Origin of the sequence: Aliiroseovarius crassostreae, assembly GCF_001307765.1 — a bacterium.
GTDB lineage: Bacteria > Pseudomonadota > Alphaproteobacteria > Rhodobacterales > Rhodobacteraceae > Aliiroseovarius > Aliiroseovarius crassostreae.
In genome coordinates this window covers 573,168-590,471 of record NZ_LKBA01000006.1, presented here as the reverse complement: position 1 = coordinate 590,471, position 17,304 = coordinate 573,168, and the positions used below count along the sequence as shown (strand labels likewise).

Annotated in this window: 17 protein-coding genes; 10 read left to right on the top strand and 7 right to left on the bottom strand. The window is 58.0% G+C overall.

Going from position 1 to position 17,304, the window contains the following annotated elements; genetic code table 11:
* Positions 1-41: 41 nt before the first annotated feature.
* The gene (locus tag AKJ29_RS09245; RefSeq protein ID WP_235477375.1) at positions 42-584 is read right to left on the bottom strand and encodes a DUF2478 domain-containing protein; all 543 of its coding nucleotides are present in this window, start codon (positions 582-584) and stop codon (positions 42-44) included.
* A 346-nt stretch (positions 585-930) separates the two neighbouring features.
* Between AKJ29_RS09245 and AKJ29_RS09240 the strand changes: the two genes are divergently transcribed.
* Positions 931-1,794, top strand: a complete 864-nt coding sequence (locus AKJ29_RS09240; RefSeq protein ID WP_055190100.1) for an urea carboxylase-associated family protein — start codon at positions 931-933, stop codon at positions 1,792-1,794.
* Positions 1,795-2,171: 377 nt separating this feature from the next.
* Here the strand turns inward: AKJ29_RS09240 and AKJ29_RS09235 are convergent, their stop codons facing one another.
* Positions 2,172-2,855 carry an ArsR/SmtB family transcription factor gene (locus AKJ29_RS09235; RefSeq protein ID WP_055190098.1) on the bottom strand — a complete coding sequence of 228 codons (684 nt, stop codon included), beginning with the start codon at positions 2,853-2,855 and terminating at the stop codon, positions 2,172-2,174.
* A 74-nt stretch (positions 2,856-2,929) separates the two neighbouring features.
* On the opposite strand from AKJ29_RS09235, the gene AKJ29_RS09230 reads away from it, so the two are divergent.
* The 4 genes from AKJ29_RS09230 (at position 2,930) to AKJ29_RS09215 (ending at position 5,021) form a co-directional block, all read left to right on the top strand.
* Positions 2,930-3,253 (top strand): NIPSNAP family protein, encoded by a 324-nt coding sequence (locus tag AKJ29_RS09230; protein WP_055190096.1) that lies wholly within the window; start codon positions 2,930-2,932, stop codon positions 3,251-3,253.
* Positions 3,250-3,594, top strand: coding sequence for an antibiotic biosynthesis monooxygenase family protein (locus AKJ29_RS09225; RefSeq protein WP_055190094.1), 345 nt, complete (start codon positions 3,250-3,252; stop codon positions 3,592-3,594). The genes AKJ29_RS09230 and AKJ29_RS09225 overlap by 4 nt, the downstream gene beginning before the upstream one ends.
* Positions 3,591-4,208, top strand: coding sequence for a LysE family translocator (locus AKJ29_RS09220; RefSeq protein WP_055190092.1), 618 nt, complete (start codon positions 3,591-3,593; stop codon positions 4,206-4,208). The genes AKJ29_RS09225 and AKJ29_RS09220 overlap by 4 nt, the downstream gene beginning before the upstream one ends.
* Before the next feature lie 180 nt (positions 4,209-4,388).
* A complete protein-coding gene (locus AKJ29_RS09215) occupies positions 4,389-5,021 on the top strand; it encodes a tyrosine-type recombinase/integrase (protein ID WP_055190548.1) in 633 nt (210 codons plus the stop codon).
* 104 nt (positions 5,022-5,125) lie between these two features.
* On the opposite strand, the gene AKJ29_RS09210 is transcribed toward AKJ29_RS09215, so the two are convergent.
* Positions 5,126-6,553: an MFS transporter gene (locus AKJ29_RS09210; RefSeq protein ID WP_074963765.1), complete on the bottom strand. Its 1,428-nt coding sequence runs from the start codon at positions 6,551-6,553 to the stop codon at positions 5,126-5,128.
* A gap of 191 nt (positions 6,554-6,744) precedes the next feature.
* Positions 6,745-9,633 (bottom strand): Tn3 family transposase, encoded by a 2,889-nt coding sequence (locus AKJ29_RS09205; protein WP_055190088.1) that lies wholly within the window; start codon positions 9,631-9,633, stop codon positions 6,745-6,747.
* A gap of 144 nt (positions 9,634-9,777) precedes the next feature.
* Between AKJ29_RS09205 and AKJ29_RS09200 the strand changes: the two genes are divergently transcribed.
* From AKJ29_RS09200 to AKJ29_RS20555, 3 genes are read left to right on the top strand one after another with little or no spacing between them, the layout of a single operon-like run.
* Positions 9,778-10,083 carry an NIPSNAP family protein gene (locus AKJ29_RS09200; RefSeq protein WP_055190086.1) on the top strand — a complete coding sequence of 102 codons (306 nt, stop codon included), beginning with the start codon at positions 9,778-9,780 and terminating at the stop codon, positions 10,081-10,083.
* Positions 10,080-10,652, top strand: a complete 573-nt coding sequence (locus AKJ29_RS09195; protein WP_055190084.1) for a recombinase family protein — start codon at positions 10,080-10,082, stop codon at positions 10,650-10,652. The genes AKJ29_RS09200 and AKJ29_RS09195 overlap by 4 nt, the downstream gene beginning before the upstream one ends.
* Positions 10,653-10,672: 20 nt before the next feature.
* Entirely contained in the window at positions 10,673-11,038 is a 366-nt protein-coding gene (locus AKJ29_RS20555; protein ID WP_074963766.1) for a MerR family DNA-binding protein, read from the top strand.
* A gap of 278 nt (positions 11,039-11,316) precedes the next feature.
* On the opposite strand, the gene AKJ29_RS09190 is transcribed toward AKJ29_RS20555, so the two are convergent.
* Both AKJ29_RS09190 and deoD read right to left on the bottom strand, forming a co-directional pair.
* Positions 11,317-12,282, bottom strand: a complete 966-nt coding sequence (locus tag AKJ29_RS09190; RefSeq protein ID WP_055190082.1) for an IS110 family transposase — start codon at positions 12,280-12,282, stop codon at positions 11,317-11,319.
* A gap of 389 nt (positions 12,283-12,671) precedes the next feature.
* Complete coding sequence (gene deoD, locus AKJ29_RS09185) at positions 12,672-13,376, bottom strand: purine-nucleoside phosphorylase (RefSeq protein WP_055190080.1); 705 nt, start codon at positions 13,374-13,376, stop codon at positions 12,672-12,674.
* Between the two features lie 221 nt (positions 13,377-13,597).
* Between deoD and AKJ29_RS09180 the strand changes: the two genes are divergently transcribed.
* Both AKJ29_RS09180 and AKJ29_RS09175 read left to right on the top strand, forming a co-directional pair.
* Complete coding sequence (locus AKJ29_RS09180; protein ID WP_139231450.1) at positions 13,598-14,140, top strand: DUF4329 domain-containing protein; 543 nt, start codon at positions 13,598-13,600, stop codon at positions 14,138-14,140.
* Between the two features lie 317 nt (positions 14,141-14,457).
* Entirely contained in the window at positions 14,458-14,664 is a 207-nt protein-coding gene (locus AKJ29_RS09175; protein ID WP_055190078.1) for a DUF1737 domain-containing protein, read from the top strand.
* A gap of 531 nt (positions 14,665-15,195) precedes the next feature.
* On the opposite strand, the gene AKJ29_RS09165 is transcribed toward AKJ29_RS09175, so the two are convergent.
* On the bottom strand, positions 15,196-17,184 hold the full coding sequence (locus tag AKJ29_RS09165) for a protein meaA (protein ID WP_055190074.1): 1,989 nt from the start codon (positions 17,182-17,184) through the stop codon (positions 15,196-15,198).
* Positions 17,185-17,304 lie beyond the last annotated feature (120 nt).

Below are 17,304 nucleotides of genomic sequence, written 5' to 3'. Positions count from 1 at the left end.
GATGGGGTGAAACAGGAAGGGGCGCCGGACGGGCGCCCTTTTCATTTTGTTTGACCGGTCGCTTCAAGCGCCCAGTTCAACAGCGCATCTGGCTCGGGCGGCAGCTCTTCCGCGTCGCCCACATAGTCCAGAAAGGCGTCAACCGTGGTGCCTGCCACGCCGATGATGGCGGGTATGTCGCGCGAAAGTGCCTCGCCCACCGCATGGCGAAACCCGCGCCCTTCCGCTTCCTGTTTGCCAAACTTGTTCACGATCAGCAGATCGGCACCCTTGGTGATCTGGGCCTCCGTTGCCGCGACCGCCATTTCCAACGCCTCAGGGTTCAGCTTGCAGCCCCGCGCATTGGCCCCCAGATACTGGCTGATCCGGATCTTTGGCCCATCGGGCAGCACCAACACGTCCATATCACAGTGAAACTCTTCCGCGCGTTCGGTATCAAGCTGCACCGTGCCTGCCAGCCGCAGGCCGCGTTCGCCAAGCGCATCGGCCACACCGGCCAGAAGTTCATTTGTCTTACCGCGCCCCGGCGCAATGACATAAGCCAGTTTCATCTCGCGTGTCCCGTTTTGATACCGGTCCCGCATCGCATCCGTTTGGCGGCTTGTCAATTCACGGCTGGGTCGGGGGGCTTTTCTGCATCCGCCCGTCCGCCCACCCGCTTGCTGCATGGGTGCGGGGCTTGATCCATCAGCCAGCTGCCATCGTGGTCGCTTTCAACGAAATGTGCGCCTGCTCGGATCCGGCCATGATGGCACCGCACAGCAGACGAAGACGTGCAGATCTCATTCGCAACCCCTCTTCGTGACATATGGTCCCGCCTTGCCGGGAAAGGAGGGCCGGGCCAATCAACGCATGTCTGGCAAGATGAAGAAGGGCTTGATTTTTCCCAAATGACCGGGCCTGTTGGGGAAAACCGCAGGGAGATTTCGCGTGAAACATGCTGTATCAGACCATGCCGCGCCCGAGGACGCGAATCAGCGCAAAGCCATCGCTCCGGTGATCTGCTATCCGGTAGAAGGATTGCCCGCGGCCCCCCTTGATCTCTACCAGGCCGCGCGCCAGACGGCCCAAAAGGTCGATGAAGTGCTTGTGCCCGCCCGGGATGCACGCTGCTTTTCGGTCCCCGCGGGGCAGTTCTTCCGCATTTCTTCCGTCGATGGCCCGCAAGTCGGTGATCTGAACCTCTGGCATGCCCATGACCCGCACGAATGTTTCTACTCCGGCAAAACCCGCGCGCTGCACGGCACCCACCTGTCCACCGGGGACCGGATGTGGAGCAGCTTTCCCGCCATGCGCCCGATGGCGACCATTATCGATGACACGCTGGACTGGTATGGGTTCGATGCGTTTGGGGGTGCGGTGCATGACGTGATTGGCACACGCTGCGACCCCTATACCCACAATCTCCTGTCGGGCGGGCAGTATCATCATTGCTGCCATTCGAACCTGACCCGCGCCCTGGCCGATCACCTCGGGATCCATCCCTCCGATGCCGAACCCCATGTCCATGATGTGCTCAATGTCTTCATGTGCACGGGGTTTACCCAAGACACCGGCCAGTATTTCATGAAGGCAAGCCCGGTGCGTCCGGGCGACTATCTTGAGTTTTTCGCCGAGATTGACCTCCTTGGCGGCCTCTCCGCCTGCCCGGGCGGGGATTGCTCATCTGAACACAGCTCCGATGCCGCCGCGTGTTATCCGCTGCTGGTAGAGGTTTTCCAGCCGCAGCCCGGCAGCCTCGCCAATTGGACCCCGCCACCTGAAAATGGCTACGACCGATCACATGGACGCTGATCCCTCTTCCTCTTGCCGAAAATATCTACCGTGTTGCTTCGGTCAACACCTGGTTCCAACGTTAGCATGGGTAAAAAGCGTGTAGACGCCAAATATCGGAACGCTCTTTGCCCATGCGATTTCAACAGAGCAGCCGTTCGTCTCGCGTGCGGCGGATTCAACGACAGAGCCCGATCTGTGATTTCGATCTTCTCGCCGCGTGCGCACGCAGCGCGGAAATCTCTGCAGGTGCGCAGTTTTGCATGCTGCATCGCGGCTCGAAATCCGGTCGTTCGTAAATGCCGCAGCGATCATCGCCGAGCAGATTCACAGATCGCGGGACAAAGTGAGCTTTCGCTGCGGGTGCGCCAATGTCAGGTTTCCAGTTTTAGAGAAGCTTAACCAACAGAAAACAGTCGCTCAAATTCTTTAGCTCCATTTGTCGAGAACGAAACCACGCGCGTTTTCTGATCGCGTTTGACCCACGACAGGTCTTCAAACCGGCTAAGGAACGCGCGGCCAATACTACCCGCCAGATGTGATCTGCGCTCGCTCCAGTCCAAACATTCACGGCAAAGCGGCGATTTGTTTTTGCGCAGTTCTGCTAAGTCAATTCCGAATTCTGTTACAAAGGCTTGGCCGGAACGCGTTAGATTTAGGTCGTCGCCAACAAGGGTCAGATGGCCTTGCGCCATCAAGCTGTCGAACATTTGCGTGCCCATATCACCTGCAAGATGATTGTAGCAGACGCGTGCCTGTCGCAATGCGGCATCTTTTGGCCCGGTGCGCTTACGCAGATGGCCTGATCCTGCTGCCAAACCCATCAAACCTTCCAGAACATGCGCAACGTCTTCATTTGCGAGAGAAAAATATTTGTGTCGTCCCTGTTTGCGAGGGCGCAGCAAACCGCCGTCATCAAGCTTGGACAGGTGAGAGCTGGCTGTCTGGATGGTAACGCCTGCTTCCTCTGCCAATTCGCTCACGGTCAGGGCTTTCCCGCTCATTAATGCTGTCAGCATGTTGGCACGGGCGGGATCACCGATAAGCGCGGCTACATGTGCAATATCAGGGCCTTCTTTCATGGTTCGACCTTAATCGAAGCATTCGGCTGTCGCAATCCGGTAGACCATAGAAAACACACTGAAAGGATTCGGCTATGTTGACCTGTATCATTCGCTACCAGATCGACCCAACCAAGAAGGCCCAGTTTGAAGAATATTCCCGCAACTGGGGACAGGCGATCCCGCGCTGTGGCGCAGACCTGATCGGCTATTACGCCCCCCATGAAGGATCTTCGACGCTGGCCTACGGCATCTATAATGTTGAAAGCCTTGCCGATTATGAGGCCTATCGGTCGCGATTGTCGGCGGACTCGCTGGGCCGTGAGAACTATGAGTTCGCCCAGAAAGAGAAATTTCTGCTCCGTGAGGATCGGACATGGCTCAAGCTCGCGTCGGCTCCGCATGGAGATGGCGCATGATCGCAGTGATTTTCGAAGTCGAACCAGCAGAGGGCCGCAAGGGTGATTATCTCGATATCGCCGCTGAGATGAGACCGCTGCTGGATGATATCGAGGGTTTCATCTCGGTCGAACGGTTTCAGAGCCTTGCCGATCCGCGAAAAATACTCTCCCTTTCGTTCTTCGAAGACGAGGAAGCGATTGCGCGCTGGCGCAATCTGAACGCGCATCGCGGGGCGCAGACGAAAGGGAGAGGTGGCGTTTTCGACGGCTACCGCCTACGCATCGCTAGCGTCATCCGTGATTACGGCATGTTTGATCGCGCGCAAGCTCCAAGAGACAGTAAAAAGGTCCACTCATGATTTCACTTATTTTAACAGCTTGGGCCGCCCTCGCCACCGCGGCGATCTCGCCCGGACCAAACCTCGTTGCCGTAGCATCCCGTGGCCTTGGGTCGGGTAGGAACGCCGCATTGATAGTCGCGGCAGGCTTGGCCTGTGGCGCGTTCTTATGGTCATTTCTCACGGCGGTAGGACTTGGGACTTTGTTTGAGGCTTACCCGGTTCTCCTGCACGTCATGGGTCTATTCGGTGGAGCATATCTTCTGTGGCTTGGTGTCAAAGGATGGCGAGCCGCGCTCACCGGAAAAGGCGGACAGATCGCGCCTAGCAAGGGGCGCGGGGTATGGCAGGACTTCTTACATGGCCTGACGGTCACATCGACCAACCCCAAGGTTGCTCTGCTTTGGGCATCGCTTTCTACGTTCGTCGGGCCTGCGATCACCGATTGGTCACTTCTGTTTTTGTTCACAACAGGGTCGGCAGTCATCATCTTTGCGATCTACGGAACATATGGCTGGCTGTTTTCCACAGGCCGCGCACGAGGCCTTTATCGGAAATTTCAAAAGACCAGTGAAGCGCTCTTTGGTACTTTGTTTGGAGGACTTGGCATATTCATGATGAACCGAGCGCTATAAAAGACCAGACCTTCATGCGCGGCGCAGCATTCGGTAAGATGGGCTCAGAGCCGCCTAATGCTTGCGCGGCAACGATCGCCATCGTGCGTCTCTAACACCGGCCCTTCGATCAGACGGTAGGATCGTCCTGTCAGCGCGGTGCTGATGATTGGGTGCGGAGGGAGGATCGGAGGGCATATCATGCCAAGAGTCCAACTTCCCGCAACCACCCCGAAACGCAGAGCCTGGAACAAGGGGCGGATCATCGGTCAGAAACGGCCCTTGCTGCCAAAACAGGTCTGGGCGATCCGTGCTCGGCTCGAATTGGCAGGTTATCTACGCGATCTTGCGCTCTTCAACGTCGCCATCGATAGCAAGCTGCGTGGCTGTGATCTCGTAAAATTGGCCGTGACTGACCTGGTAAAGGATGACCGTGTGCGAGAACGCGTGTCAGTCATCCAGAGCAAGACCAAGCGACCGGTGCAGTTTGAACTGACGGAAAACACACGTGAAAGCGTCTTGGCGTGGGTCAAGTCACCCGAGATGTTTGCTTGCCGGTTTATGTTTCCCAGTCGCTTCCATGACCGGCCCCACATTTCAACTCGCCAGTATGGACGGTTGGTGCGTGATTGGGTCACGGCGATCGGGCTAGAGCCAAGCGGATACGGCACCCATTCACTTCGCCGGACAAAGGCAGCGGAGATCTATCGAAAGACCGGCAACCTCCGTGCGGTCCAGTTGCTGCTGGGTCATACGAAGGTCGACAGTACAGTACGTTACCTTGGCGTTGAGCTCGAAGATGCGCTGAGCATCGCTGAGCGTATCGATATCTGAGCCACCTTGGCGAACGGTCCCGCCGTTCGCCATTTAAAAGCAGGTGTTTGTGCTCCATGCGGCGTTGGTCTGTGCTGAGCCCGTTGTGACCGATGCTGTGACCTCTACGAATGTCCGTTTTCATATTGAGGAATGTTGTTTCGGTCTCGGTGCAAGCGGCTTGCCAGAACCGCCACCCCAAGGGTCAGGGCGCAGCAGAACGCAAATGTTCCGGCCATGGCAAGGGCCGTCTGTTGGCCACCTTCAACGGTACCGATGTCGGCCCGCACAAAGGACCAGAAGATGGCACTGACAGCACCCGCGCCCAGGATGAAACCAAAGTTGCGGCTCAGGCTGAGGACACCCGAGGTGACGCCCCGGTTCTGCTCCGAAGCCCGTTCCATCACCGACGTATTCAGTGCGGCCAGGAAAACCTGGTAGCCTGGAGCAAGCAGCATGAAGGCGAGGATGAATCCGCCAAGCCCGAATACGTAGGGGAGGCCAGCCATCATTGCCGTTGCTACGACCATCGCCAACGCGCCGACAAGCACCGCGCGACCTGCTCCGATCCGTTCTGTCAGTCGCCCGGCCGGAATGCCGCTGAGCGCCGATGAGATCGGGCCCACTGACATGGTCAGACCCATCTGGGCCGTCGTCAGCCCTAGCCCTCCGGTCAGGAAGAACGGTCCCACCACCAGTATACCCATCATGACGAGGGAGACGATGCCATTCATGGCGAGGCTGACCTGCAAGTGCCCCGAGCGCAGAAGATCGAGTGGGATGATTGGAGAGGTGGTCCGCTTCTCGATCAGGAAAAACGCGACGATAGCGCCACATGCAATAGCTGCCAGCAGTACGGTGGCGCCATCAAGGCCATTGGCCATATGAGATACTAGAAAGGTCACGGCCATAAGGAAAAGGACAAGGGCGCCTGCACCGGGAAAGTCGATGCCTTGGCGCCGGGTCTCAGGTTTCTGGTTCTGAATAAAGAGCAGGCAGAGGGCCAGCGCGGCCAAGGCCAACGGTATCTGCATCAGGTAAACGGCGCGCCAGCCGAATGCGGCTACGATAGCCCCACCGACTGCGGGGCCTGCGGCGGTACCGATGGCAGACATCGTTCCTATCGCTCCCATCCATCTTCCGACCTGTCCCGATGGCACAAGATCGCGGACCATTGCCAAGGGCATAGCCATCATTCCGGCAGCGCCTGTGCCCTGAATGAAGCGGCCGGCTATCAGCATGGGCAATGTTGGGGCTTCAAAGGCAAGGAATGCGCCTAGGATGTAGAGGCACAGGCTGCAGAAAAGCACGGTGCGCTTGCCGAAGAGATCGCCTGCCCGCCCCACCGGGATGATGAGCGCGGTGGTTGCCAGGATGTAGACCGATACCACCAGTGTCGGGCTAAGGTCCTGACCTTGAAAGTATTCCGACAGTTCCGGCAGTGTCACGGCAACCATGCTCGTGCCGAGCGATGCCACAACAATTGAAAGACCTGGACCAGACAGGACCACCAACGGCTTGTTTCTATTATCGGAAATGGAAACTTCATTCATCCGAGCAACTCCATTGAAAAAGCGGAGCAGGCACTCTACAACTTGAAGTCAAGTTTAAGTCAATAGGTGTCTGAATGGAAAGACTTCTGGACATTGCCGAGGTGTCGGATCGGTCCGGCGTCAGTGCGTCCGGCCTGCGGTACTAGGGGTCTGTTCCGGCTGGGGGCAGAATGACACCGTAAGGCCGGATGTCACCGATTTTTCCATCTGTATTCGCCGGTGAGCAGGATATGTGCCCATCCGAGCGGCGAGATATGCGAAAGAAGCTCGGGCGCACAGTCGAGACCCGCGCGTTTTCGGGCGGAGACTGCGTGGCCGAGGTGTTTGGTATTCCAATAAATGATGCCCGTGGCCAGCAGGTTGAGACCTGCCATGCGGTAGTGTTGGCCCTCGGCGGTTCTATCGCGGATTTCGCCCTGACGGCCGATGCGTAGGGCATTCTTCAGGGCGTGATGGGCTTCGCCTTTGTTCAAGCCAACATTGGCGCGGCGCTGCATATCCGCATCGAGCAGCCATTCTACGATAAACAAGGTGCGCTCTACGCGCCCAATTTCCCGCAGCGCCAGGGCGAGCTCATGCTGACGCGGATATGATGCGAACTTCTTCAGCAACTGACTGGGCGGCATGACGCCTGCCGCCATTGTGGCGACGGCACGGAGGATGTCGGGCCAATTCTCGACGATAAGTTTTTCTCTGACCTTGCTGCCGACCTGGCCACGCAATTCCTTTGGGGCATTGGCTGGATCGAAGAGATAAAGCCGTTTCGAGGGCAGATCGCGTATACGGGGAATGAACCGATATGACAGCAGCGCGGTGACGGCGAAGACGTGATCCGTAAAGCCACCAGTGTCGGCGTACTGTTCTTTGATTTTCTGACCGACCTCGTTCATCAGCAAACCATCCAAGATATAGGGAGCCTCGTTCACGGTCGCCGGGATGTTCTGGGTCGCGAACGGCCCGAACTGATCGGAGACATGGGTGTAGGCTTTCAGCCCTGGCTCGGAACCATATTTGGCGTTGATGAGGTTCATCGCCTCTCCGTGACGTGTCGTCGGGAAGAATTGCCCGTCGCTGGATGCGGTGATGCCACTGCCCCAGTACCGCGCCATCGGCAATTCCGACTGTGCAGAGATCACCATGGCGAGAGCGCGGTTGATGGCGTCGCTTTCGATATGCCAGCGCGACAGACGCGAGAGCTGGAAATAGTCGTGCGAGCTTGTCGCCTCGGCCATCTTGCTGAGGCCAAGGTTCAATCCCTCAGCTAACAGCACGTTCAGCAATCCGATGCGATCCCTGCAAGGAACGCCCGTGCGCAGGTGGGTGAAGGCTTCGGTAAATCCGATATCGTCATCCACCTCCTGCAGCAGATCGGTGATCCGAACTGCAGGCAGGCGGTCATAGAGATCGAGTACCATGGCATCAGCCTCATCAGGCACGGCCCCGGTCAGCCGGTCTATTTTGAGGATGCCATTTTCAATTGAACCACCTGGGATAGCGCCTGCCCTCGCGGCTTTAGCCAACCTCACTAGCCCTTCGTGCAACTGTGCCTTTCGGTCGGCCAGCCAGGTTTCCGGCTCGAATGGCATGGTCAGGCGAGGTGTTGTTTGGGCAGCCTCCATTGGCACAAGCGCCTGCTTCAGATCGGCATAGCGCCGTGAGTGTGGAAGCCAGATGTCACCAGATCGGAACGCGTCGCGGATTTGGAATAGCACAGCGACCTCCCAAAGCCGGATGTCATCGGGTTCCTGGGCATTGAGGTGGCGATGCCATTTCGAATTTCGACGCAGGAAAGCAGTCTGGCGGGGCGCGTCGGCCTGATCTTCAGTGATGATCTTGACCGCTTTCATTAACGGTGCGGCCACGGAGGCATTCTGGATATCTAGCGCACGCAGCATGCGGGGCGCATACCGCCGGAACCGATGATACCCATGAATTACATGCGCCAGAGCATCGGCAGCCATCGTGTCCGTCAGTTCGGCAGCGGTTGCCACCATGCTTTCGAGATGTGTCCAACCACATGCCACCTCTGTGGCGTGATCAAGAGATACGCCGTCCCCTTTGGCTTCCAGCAGGGCAGCTCCAAGGTCTTTGAAGGAACGTAATGTCTCCTGGAGCGATGATCTGGCATCCGCGATCCGCGCATCGCACAGTTTCTTGGCATCCCGCCAGGTTTTGCCGACGATCCGGTCATGGGTTTCGATCACAGCATCAGCGACGGCTGCGGTCCATTCGGTGGCGCAGACGGCTAGGATTGCTATGCGCCGATCACTGGTGATGTCGCGCAGGCCATCTGCGAAATACCTTTCACCTTGGCGGCGCAGGCGCGTGACCCTGTGGGGTGGAATGCCGTCCAGAATATTGAGCGACAGCCCCAATGCCTGCAGGAATTCCAAGCGATCCAACAGCCGGGCTGCACCCGCTGAATTCCCTCCCACCTCAAACTGTCGCAACCAGACGAACCGGCTGACCTTACCATCGACGATCTCGGTCAGAAGGGCATCCAACCGTTCCTTCGTTTGCTCATCCAACCTGGCAGCAATCCGGGTTTCTATTCTGCGTTCCGCCGCGACAAGCGCGTCGGCGCACAAACGCTCGATGACCGTGACGCCTGGCAGGATCGTCTGAGTCCGGCGGCATTCTTCGATAAACCGGCGCGCTAGGTCTTCGTTGGAGCGGGCTGTTTCGGCCTCGCGCTCAAGCCAAGCCTTCAAGCTACGCGCGCCTTGGCCGGAGAACATTTTGAAGCCGTAAATCTGGCGAAGGGCGTGTAAATGCTGCTGGCGGGTTTGGCGACGCGCGGCATAGGGCAAGATATCATCACCAGTCAGACCCAACTGAGCCGCGATGAAGCGCAAAACCCTCTCGGGGATAACTTCGTCAGAGGTTAATAGCCGTCCAGGATATCGCAAAGCACAAAGCTGCAACGCAAAGCCGATCCTATTTTCTGATCGCCTTCGGTCGTTGATATGCTCAAGGTCATCATCGGCGAGGGTGTAGTGGTGCAGCATCGACGCGTCGTCGGTGGGGAAATCGAAAAGCGCCGCACGCTGGCGCTCGGTCAGGATGGATCGTCTTGGCATGGGATTGTCCTCAAAATAGTGTTGATCATTTTGAGACAGCGCATAATATAAAGACGAATAATGAGACAGGTTTAGTTGGCAAAACACCGGTTGTCCGGATTGCCTGGGAACCTGTCTCCAAAACGAACGGTTAAAAGACACGCTATGATCACCTGTTACGTCAGATACGAACTGAACCCAGATAGAATTGACGAGTTTGAAGAATATGCCCGCATGTGGATTCCTCTCGTGGAAAAGCATGGCGGCACGCATCATGGATATTATCTGCCCCATGAAAGCGCCAACGATCTCGCCGTCACACTGTTCTCATTTCCTTCACTGGCCGCATATGAAGAGTATCGCACTGCCAGCGAAAACGACCCTGAATGTCAAAAGGCGTTTGAGTTTGCAGAAAAGATGAACTGTATCAGGCGATATGATCGCCAGTTTCTAAGACCACTGGAAACATGACGCCGCGCCACGGCGACATCCTTGGTTACGCGCGGGTTTCGACAGCCGATCAAGATCTTTCCGGCCAGATTACACGCCTTAAAGAAGCCGGGGCCATTCGCGTGTTCGAAGATGTTGTATCGGGCAAACAGTTTGACCGCCCGGGCTTATCGTCCTTGATTGATCACGCCCGCCCCGGTGACAGCCTGGCTATCATCCGGCTGGATAGGCTTGGACGGTCACTCAAAGAGCTTTTAGAAACCGTCGAAAACCTGAAAAAGAAGGATATCGGGCTGATCAGCCTCGAAGAGCGGATCGACACAACATCCGCCGCCGGTGAGTTGATCTTCCATGTCTTCGGTGCCATCGCCCACTTTGAGCGACGTCTCATCTCAGAACGTACAAAAGACGGCATCGAAGCCGCCAGAGCACAGGGGCGAAAACCCGGAAGACCACCCCTCGAAGCAGAAACCGTCCTGGCCCTGCGAAATCTGGTTCAAGCGGGAATGACCGCCGGACAAGCCGCCAAACAGCTCGGCATCGCAAGATCAACAGCTTACAGATTGATCAAGGAAACAGCTCAGCCCTAGCCACGCGGTCTTAAGGTGTCATTCTGCCCCCAGCCGGAACAGACCCCTACTACGAAAAAAAGAAGCTGATCAGGGCTGTAGCCCGCAACGGGCTACGGCGCCAATACGAGCCGGCAGTCCTAGAGGAACTGGCGCTGATCTGTCTCGCCAAGTCAGCAGGGTTCACACTTGACGAGATAGGGTCGGTATTGGGCCGACCCGGGACACGAGTGATTCCGCGCAACGCGCTGGTCGACAAAGCAGGCGATCTAGAAGAGCAGGCCGAGCGATTGGTCAATCTCGCCAAAATGCTGCGTCATGTCGCGAACTGTCCCGTCGTAGACCATTTTGAGTGTTCCCGTTTCCGAAAGCTGTTGAAGGTCTCTACCCGAGTTGCGAATGCCTGACGAACAGCTGTTGCAAAGCGGCCATTGGAGCGCGTGCAGCGAAAGCTCACTTTGTCCCGCGTCTCGTCTGTCGATTTCGGGCGTAGCGAACGGGCGGCTTGGATTCCGGGCAAATCGGCGTCGTTGAATGTCCGCAAGCGGGAAGTACGCCGCGCCGCCGAATGAGTTGCGCTGCGTGCGCAAAGCAATGCTGCGCCAGCGAAGCTCGAAAATCCAAGGTCGGAAAAGTCCGCTTCTTTCGAGTTCATGACCCGCGCAGCGAACGGCCGCGGTCGCGATTATGCTGCACCGTAGCGATTTGACGCCTGCCCTTCCTTGAGGACTGCGTTCATGATGACAATGAGCTTGCGCATGATGGCGGTGAGGATGACTTTCGATGGCTTTCCGCGCGCTTTCAGCTTGGCGGCGAAGTCACGGATTGCCGGGTTGCTGCGCAAGGCCGAAAGCGCGGCCATGTATAGACTGGCCCGCATATCCTTGCGCCCGCCCGCAACATGGCGACGGCCCTGATATGTGCCGGAATCCTTTGCATACGGGGCCAGCCCGACGATGGCCGCGGCTTCGCCTTTGGTTAACGAACCCAGTTCGGGCAGGTATGCCAGACAGGCGGAAGCTGTCTTCGGGCCGATCCCTTTGATGGATTGCATCAACTCGGCCTTGCGTTTGAATGCAGGCCTCGCTGCAACCAGCTCCGCGATCTGTTTGTCCAGCCCTGCCATCTCTCGCGTCATGGATCGGACATGCCGTTGCAGGGACAGGCGCACTGTTTTGACCGACGCATGTTCAAGCCGGTTCTGCTCAACCCGCAGGATCTTTGCCAGATCATCCCGACGGCGGCGCAAGGCTCGCAGTTCTTCAGCTTCCGGTTCGGTTGGTTGCCAGAGACGTAGTCCATCTGACTTCTGCGCAAACAGCGCCAGCATCCGCGCGTCGATGGAATCTGTCTTTGATACCAGGCCCAGAAATCGCGCGAAATTGCGCGTGCGGGTGCCGTGTGCGCGATGCACCGGCAAGCTGGCGTCAGCGCAGCAGGCCAGGACGTTCCGCTCGTAACCACCCGAGGCTTCGCAAATCGCGAAAGATGTTTCCAGATTGTCGAATGTTCGAAGCAGCTTGTTGATCGTCTTTGGGGTGTTGGCGATCACTACTTGCTGATCTTCGGGCATCAAATGCACCGTCAGGCTGGCTTTGGAAACTTCGAATGCAATGATGCGCTCAGGCTCGGATTGAGTTGAAATGCTCATGTTGGTATCCTGATCCTTGATTATGTGCGGCTGCGAAGGCCCTTCTACCGTTCGGATGGCCGGACATATGGCGTGGCGGGTGGCGAGATATTTTACGACCGTAAAGCCACCAGCTTCAGGTCTTCCAAGGGGTCGCCCGCCCGCCACCAGTTCACCGGATGGCCACCCGGAAAACCGACCACCACCAATCTGACACAGGGTAAGCCAACGGCAATGACAAACACATAATCCCTGGGGGGGCCGAAGGGCGGGGGCAGCGCCCCCACCTGGCGACGCGCAGCGGCGCAAACCCCATATGTCTCACAACGTGAGCCACCCCCAAGCCTGTCGACCCTCAGGTCGTAAAGGCGCGGGAGGGCTTCCCCGTGGCCCCGATACCTGTTCGACGCTCAGGCGAATGCGGCGTTCAGGGCAATCTCGACCATGTCGCCAAAGGTCTTTTCGCGCTGGTCCGAGGGCAGGGCCTCACCGGTCAGCAGGTGATCCGACACGGTCATGATCCCAAGGGCGCGCACGCCATAACGATTGGCGAGGGTGTAAAGCTCCGCCGCCTCCATTTCCACGCCCAGAATGCCGTGGCGCCGCATTTCCTTATCCAGATCCGGGCGCTCGGCATAGAATGTGTCCGAGGAATAGATCCCGCCCACATGCACACCCACATCCACCGACTTGGCCGCCTCCACCGCTGCTGCCAGCAGGGAATAATCCGCGCAGGGCGAGAAATTCATTTCGCGGAAAATGGAGGAGCTGGGCGTGCTGATGGTGGTGGCGGTCATCGCAATCACCACATCGCGCACCTTGACGTGATCCTGCATTCCGCCGCAGGACCCGATACGGATCAACGTCTTGGCACCATAATCCCGGATAAGCTCATTGGCATAGATCGACATGGACGGCATGCCCATGCCCGACCCCTGTACACTCACCCGGTGGCCGCGCCACATTCCGGTAAAGCCCAGCATGCCACGCACCTCATTGACCAGCTCGGCATCTTCCAGAAAGGTGTCAGCCACCCATTTGGCGCGATAGGGGTCGCCGGGCATCAATACGGTTTCAGCAATCTGGCCTTTTTCGGCGCCGATATGGACAGTCATGGGATCCTCGTTTCAGGAAAGTATCAGACAGGAGGTTGGGGTTTCGGGGTCTGTTAGCGCCCTTCATCGCGCGGCACCATGCGCTTTCTTGTCCAAAAGGTCAAACCCTCTGGGCTGTGCCGGTGAAAGGACAGCTGAGCGGGCGGGCAGGAGCTCCGTCTTGACATTGTGCAACCCTGCCCGTTCTTTGAAACAGGAAAGCAACGGGTTGAGGCGAGGTCATGCGCAGTTTGAAGATTGTATCGGTCATCCTGGCCGCCGCTTTGGGGGCTGGAAATCCTGCCTGGGCGCAAGACACCAGCGAACTTCAGCTGGTCAAGCGTGTCTTTGACCAATTACAGCCGATCTCGATTTCGAAGAACCGGGAATATTGCGGCTATATCGGGCGGGATGCGGCGGGCAATGTGGCCTTCACAAAGGCCCGGCGTGGACGCAAGGGAACCTGTGTTCCGCGTGACCCGGATGAGCTCGCCGTGGTCACGGCCTCTTACCACACCCATGGGGCCTATTCGCCCAATTACGTGAATGAACTGCCGTCGGTTGAGGATATGGACGGGGATGAGGCCGAGGGGATTGATGGCTGGGTGGCCACGCCCGGTGGGCGCCTTTGGTATGTGGATACGCAGGAGATGACAATCCACCTGATCTGCGATCTGGGCTGTCTGCCAGCCGATCCCGCTTTTGTTGAAGGCGACACCGGAGAGATCCTGCCAAGCTATCGCTACAAGGCTTTGGTTCAGAAGATCGAGGAGGTGGGGGGATAGGCTGCCTGCCTGATCGTGCGGTGTCATCTGCGGCGGCCCCGGGGGGGGGCTGCGGCGTGTCACTCTTTGACAGGGGCGGGCGTCGGGATGTCGGGGGCGTTGGCCTGAGGAGCACGTCCCCAGTCAATGTCCGGCCCAAAATAGAAAGGGCCTGATGTGATGCCGGTGAACAGTTTCGATTTGGCCAGAAACGTGGTGAATCCCAATCGTTCACGTGATTATGTGTGCATGAAACTCAATGCCTACTGAGCAGAGCTTGCTACCGTTCAGATTTTGGAACACAGTCGAGATGCTGAGGTGTAGGAAGGAATATTTGGTTGAAGGCTTACAGATACATCACTGGTCCAGACGATGCGGACTTCTGCTACCGTATAACTGATTTACTCAATCGAGGTTGGGAGTTGGCCGGTCCAGCAACGCTCACGTTTGACTCCACTCAGGGCCGCGTGATTTGCGGGCAAACACTAATAAAAGAGGCTGTGGACACAGAGTACTCTTCTGACATCGACCTGAACAAACTCTGACTAACCGTGGGCTTGATGTCGAAGTTGACAATCGTCCACATAAGAAAAGAGCCCCCCGCCGGAAAAGACCGCGCTGTCCGGCAGGTTGATCATATGATGATGGGGGGGAACTGGGCGGTCTGGTCGCCGGGGATCCAGATTGTTTGAACCCGCCCCGCTATGGACCAGCTTGGGGGGCCTCAATTGCAGGCCAAATGAACTGTCCATCCGGTTGCCCGTGTAAAGGACCGCCAGACCAAAACCAACCGCTGGCTCCGCCCCGGTAGGAAGAGGCAGAACCAGCAGCGGGAGAAGATATAACAATCTGTTCATGCGATCTTTTCCCCCACAGGGATATGGTCACGTGGTGGTAGATCCTCAGGGTAGCCTGTCCGGCGGGTGCGGAAAATATACAGTTTGATCTAAACCCTTTCATTGGCGTCACCGGGGCGCCACCGGAGACGGGCAACAGAAAACCGCCCACATCAAAGATGCGGGCGGCTGAAAGTCGTCAATGCTCCGCTCAGGTGAGCGGCGAGGGAAAAGTGTGGATTACTCTGCCGCCACGGTCTGCGGCGCCACCAGGGTCACGATGTCGTCCATGATCACATTGAGCTCAAAATCCTTGGGCGTATAGACCTTGGCAACCCCCATGGCCCGCAGGCGATCCGCGTCTTCATCCGGGATGATCCCCCCGGCGACCACCGGGATATGCCCCAGACCTGCGGCTTTCATCCGTTCCATCAGCTCTTCGAGCAGCGGGATATGGCTGCCGGACAGGATCGACAGGCCCACCACATGCGCGCCGGTTTCCTTGGCTGACGCGACCAGTTCTTCGGGTGTCAGGCGGATGCCTTCATAGGTGATGTCCATACCGCAGTCCCGCGCGCGGGCGGCAATTTGCTCGGCCCCGTTCGAGTGGCCGTCGAGGCCGGGCTTGCCCACCAGGAACTTGAGCTTCTCACCCAACTGGGATGAGACGGCGGCCACGCGGTCGCGGATTTCCTCCAGCCCTTCAGTGCGGTTCGAGGGGTTCTTTGACACCCCGGTGGGGGCACGATACTGACCAAAGGTCTGACGCATCACCTCACCCCATTCGCCGGTGGTCACACCGGCTTTGGCGGCCGCAATCGAAGAGGGCATGATATTGGTGCCATCCTTGGCAGCCTGTCGCAGGTCGGTCAGTGCTTTTTCCACGGCGTCTGCATCGCGGGTCGTGCGCCAAGCCTCAAGGCGCGCAATCTGATCAGCTTCCGCTTCGGCATCCGCTACCATGATCGCGCCGTCCCCGGCCGTCAGCGGGCTTTCAGCCGCTTCGGTCCATTTGTTCACACCCACCACGGTGGTGTCGCCCACCTCGATCTTGCCGATCCGGGCTGCGTTTGATTCGACCAGACGCGACTTCATGTATTCGATCGCAGAGATCGCGCCGCCCATGCTGTCGATCTGTGCCAGCTCGGCCCGTGCGCCTTCCTTGAGAGCCGTCACCTTGCGGTCCACGGCGGGGTTGTTGTCAAACAGGTCGTCATATTCCAGAAGGTCGGTTTCATAGGCCATGATCTGCTGCATGCGCAGCGACCACTGCTGGTCCCACGGGCGCGGCAGGCCAAGGGCTTCGTTCCACGCCGGCAGCTGCACCGCGCGCGCACGGGCATTTTTCGAAAGTGTCACCGCAAGCATCTCGATCAGGATGCGGTAGACGTTGTTTTCCGGCTGCTGCTCGGTCAGACCCAGCGAGTTCACCTGCACGCCATAGCGGAAGCGGCGGAATTTCGGGTCTTCCACGCCGTAACGTTCACGGGTGATTTCGTCCCACAGCTCCACGAAGGCGCGCATCTTGCACATCTCGGTCACAAACCGAATGCCCGCGTTCACGAAGAAGCTGATCCGGCCAACCATGGCGGGAAACGCTTCTGTGGGGACCTTTCCCTTGAGGTCGTCCAGAACGGCAATGGCGGTGGCCAGTGCAAAGGCCAGCTCTTCCTCGGGCGTCGCACCGGCCTCTTGCAAATGGTAGGAACAGACGTTCATCGGGTTCCATTTGGGCAGATGTTCGCGGGTATAAGCGGCCACATCGGTGATCATCCGCAGCGAAGGTTTCGGCGGGCAGACATAGGTGCCGCGCGACAGGTATTCCTTGATAATGTCGTTTTGCACGGTGCCTTGCAGTTTTGACACATCCGCGCCCTGTTCTTCGGCAGCTGCAATATAAAGGGCGAGCAGCCACGGCGCGGTGGCGTTGATGGTCATCGAGGTGTTCATCTGCTCCAGCGGGATATCGGCAAACAGCGCCCGCATGTCCCCCAGATGTGCCAGCGGCACGCCCACTTTGCCCACTTCGCCACGGGCGAGCACGTGATCACTGTCATAGCCGGTCTGCGTGGGCAGGTCGAACGCCACGGAAAGGCCAGTCTGACCCTTGGCCAGATTGGTGCGGTAAAGCTCGTTCGAGGCTTTGGCGGTCGAGTGGCCGGCATAGGTGCGGAACAGCCACGGACGATCTTTGGGGAGACGATCTTTGGTGCGCTCTTCAGTGGTCATGGTGTGACTCGCTTTATGTTGCAGTGCAGCATTTCTTGCAGACGCAAGAATGTTACGCAAGAGGGAATTTTTAGATTAGGAAAGTTGCGCGACCGAAAGGGGCGGCAAAGCTGACCGCAG

Excerpts from the sequence above, each read along its gene's own strand:
- AKJ29_RS09245 (WP_235477375.1), bottom strand. The coding sequence starts at position 584 with ATGCGGGACCGGTATCAAAACGGGACACGCGAGATGAAACTGGCTTAT.
- AKJ29_RS09235 (WP_055190098.1), bottom strand. The coding sequence starts at position 2,855 with ATGAAAGAAGGCCCTGATATTGCACATGTAGCCGCGCTTATCGGTGAT.
- AKJ29_RS09230 (WP_055190096.1), top strand. The coding sequence starts at position 2,930 with ATGTTGACCTGTATCATTCGCTACCAGATCGACCCAACCAAGAAGGCC.
- AKJ29_RS09225 (WP_055190094.1), top strand. The coding sequence starts at position 3,250 with ATGATCGCAGTGATTTTCGAAGTCGAACCAGCAGAGGGCCGCAAGGGT.
- AKJ29_RS09220 (WP_055190092.1), top strand. The coding sequence starts at position 3,591 with ATGATTTCACTTATTTTAACAGCTTGGGCCGCCCTCGCCACCGCGGCG.
- AKJ29_RS09215 (WP_055190548.1), top strand. The coding sequence starts at position 4,389 with ATGCCAAGAGTCCAACTTCCCGCAACCACCCCGAAACGCAGAGCCTGG.
- AKJ29_RS09210 (WP_074963765.1), bottom strand. The coding sequence starts at position 6,553 with ATGAATGAAGTTTCCATTTCCGATAATAGAAACAAGCCGTTGGTGGTC.
- AKJ29_RS09205 (WP_055190088.1), bottom strand. The coding sequence starts at position 9,633 with ATGCCAAGACGATCCATCCTGACCGAGCGCCAGCGTGCGGCGCTTTTC.
- AKJ29_RS09200 (WP_055190086.1), top strand. The coding sequence starts at position 9,778 with ATGATCACCTGTTACGTCAGATACGAACTGAACCCAGATAGAATTGAC.
- AKJ29_RS09195 (WP_055190084.1), top strand. The coding sequence starts at position 10,080 with ATGACGCCGCGCCACGGCGACATCCTTGGTTACGCGCGGGTTTCGACA.
- AKJ29_RS09190 (WP_055190082.1), bottom strand. The coding sequence starts at position 12,282 with ATGAGCATTTCAACTCAATCCGAGCCTGAGCGCATCATTGCATTCGAA.
- deoD (WP_055190080.1), bottom strand. The coding sequence starts at position 13,376 with ATGACTGTCCATATCGGCGCCGAAAAAGGCCAGATTGCTGAAACCGTA.
- AKJ29_RS09180 (WP_139231450.1), top strand. The coding sequence starts at position 13,598 with ATGCGCAGTTTGAAGATTGTATCGGTCATCCTGGCCGCCGCTTTGGGG.
- AKJ29_RS09165 (WP_055190074.1), bottom strand. The coding sequence starts at position 17,184 with ATGACCACTGAAGAGCGCACCAAAGATCGTCTCCCCAAAGATCGTCCG.